At 46.3% G+C, this 2,341-nt stretch carries 1 protein-coding gene and 2 tRNA genes; all 3 read left to right on the forward strand.

Features of this window, described 5'->3' with window-relative positions; genetic code table 11:
• The first annotated feature begins 313 nt into the window (after window positions 1–313).
• The 3 genes from G7Y37_RS09010 to G7Y37_RS09020 all read left to right on the forward strand — a co-directional run bounded on the left by G7Y37_RS09010 (window position 314) and on the right by G7Y37_RS09020 (window position 1,942).
• Entirely contained in the window at window positions 314–1,690 is a 1,377-nt protein-coding gene (locus G7Y37_RS09010) for a CCA tRNA nucleotidyltransferase (protein WP_165063132.1), read from the forward strand.
• A 67-nt stretch (window positions 1,691–1,757) separates the two neighbouring features.
• Window positions 1,758–1,831 (forward strand) — tRNA-Gln (locus G7Y37_RS09015).
• 34 nt (window positions 1,832–1,865) lie between these two features.
• Window positions 1,866–1,942, forward strand: a tRNA-Glu gene (locus G7Y37_RS09020).
• Window positions 1,943–2,341 lie beyond the last annotated feature (399 nt).

Raw genomic sequence — 2,341 nt, forward strand, 5'->3', positions numbered from 1 at the left:
CCATGTGGATCTATCAAAGATTTTGCTGTCTTTTTGATCACACATTTTTGTTTGTGTGATCCCATCCACAGTATCCGGTTGTCAAGGTGCCAAAGGTGTTTAACCTTTGCGCCGTTTTGCGGCGCGAGAAGATATAATAGCAATCACGCAACAGCAATTCAACAACTTTTTTGCAATTTTTCAAATTATTTTTTGATTGGAGCGAATTTAGTGCGAAAAGACCGGTGTATAACCACTGTATATAAGCAATATGGCTAAACACAAACTGGCAAACTTCGCCATAAAAAAGCCAAAATGACTAGTAAGGCAAAAATTGACTTCATTTAACGAATGCATTGAAGTTCATATCGACATTCCAAAGCACGCCGAACAAACACTGCAATTATTAGAAGATGCAGGATTCGAGGCTTGGGTTGTTGGAGGCTTTGTTCGCGATGCGCTACTGAATCGCCCAGCAACCGATATAGATATTGCGACTAATGCACACTGGCGCGATGTTCAATCTGTATGCGAAAACTTCGGAATGCGCACATACGAAATAGGGGTGAAGCACGGAACACTTACTGTAGTGCCGCCAAATGCAAGCGCAATTGAAATTACCACATATCGCGCCGATGGCAATTATGCCGACAGGCGCCATCCTGATAGTGTGAAGTTTCTTAATAATATAGAAGAGGATTTGAAGCGGCGAGACTTTACTATAAATGCTATGGCTTACCATCCACAGCGCGGATTGCTAGACCCGCAAGGCGGAATGCAAGATATGCAAGAAAAGCAGATCCGCATAGTAGGTAATCCGGAAAAGCGCTTTCAGGAAGATGCGCTGCGCATATTGCGGGCGTGCAGGTTTTCGTCGCAGCTAGGTTTTCGCATAGAAGAATCGACCTATAAAGCAATGGTAATGAACAAGTATTTACTTGCTGGAGTTTCTGAGGAACGCATAACACACGAGCTGGATCATTTGTTAATGGGCGACTATGTGCATGATGCAATAATGCAATGTGTTGACACGTTGGTCTTTGTGGTGCCAGAACTTGCAGCAATGGATGGATGCGAACAAGTAACTAAATGGCATATGTTCGATGTTTTGGAACACACGGCTTATGCGGTGCAATATTGCCCCAAAAATAGGCTGATACGCTGGGCTGCATTTGCGCACGATATGGGTAAACCTGCAGCTGCCTTTTTCTCGGATGACGGAGTGGAACATTTCTACGGGCACGCAAAGGTAAGCGCAAAGATTGCCCGCGGCATGACCGAGCGATTACTTATGTCGCAAAAATTCCGCGCCGATTTGGAAGTTTTGGTGCTTCGCCATGACGACACAATAGAGCCCACACCGCGTTCAGTAAGAAGAGCTATTGCGCATTTAGGCGGTCGTGTGGATTTATTTCGAGCATTGCTTGCATTAAAGAGAGCTGACACGATGGCGCATTCCACAGAAAGCGCCGCATATCTTGAAGTTATAGACCAGTTAGAGCGCGTGCTTGAAAATGTTTTAGAAAGCGATACTGTATTTTCCGTTAAAGATTTAGAGGTTAACGGCGACGATGTGTTGGCTATTGGCGTACCCGAAGGACCACAAGTTGGGCAACTTTTGAATGCAGCTTTAGATGCGGTCATGGACGAGCGTGTGCCCAACCGCCGCAAAGAGCTGATCGAATTTCTTAAATCGATTGAAATTGCTTGACGAGGTTGCCGGCAATCCGTAATATATCGGGTTGCGCTAAAGTCCAATTGGACGCGCGAGATGTCGTTGGGGTGTCGTCTAATGGCAGGACAGCGGTTTCTGGTGCCGTATGTGAGGGTTCGACTCCTTCCACCCCAGCCACAATTTCGTGTATACTAGCGTGGCACATTGAAATGGCTCCGTCGTCTAGCGGTTTAGGACGCCGCCCTCTCAAGGCGGAGGTCGCCGGTTCGAATCCGGTCGGAGCTACCAGTAATTACGAGCCGCCCGCGGGCGGCTCTTTTCTTAACCAAGCACCATGATTTTAGTGACTTTTTCTCTTTTGCTTCTTCTTTTCCTGCTTTTGGGAGAAGCGTGCTTCCTGCGCTTCGCGCCTTGATTGAGCGCGGTGCGCTTTCATAAGGTCTAGCGGCTTAATCATAAGATTAGGCCATATAAGCAGAAAAGTGTGTCTGTTTTAGTCGATTGCATATGGATAGGGCGCGCTGTTTTGGAACTCTGACCAAACCAGAACGTGTGTTGCCTTCGTCACTTTTTAGGCGAAAAATGGTCAAAACTTCCGACTTTCCACAGTCTATAATGCCAAATTACGCCAATTACGAATCAAAATAGAATTGAAGAACCCTGTTTGCCCAGTGTTCTCCACAATTC

The organism is Adlercreutzia sp. ZJ154, from assembly GCF_011039055.1.
Lineage (GTDB): Bacteria > Actinomycetota > Coriobacteriia > Coriobacteriales > Eggerthellaceae > Adlercreutzia_A.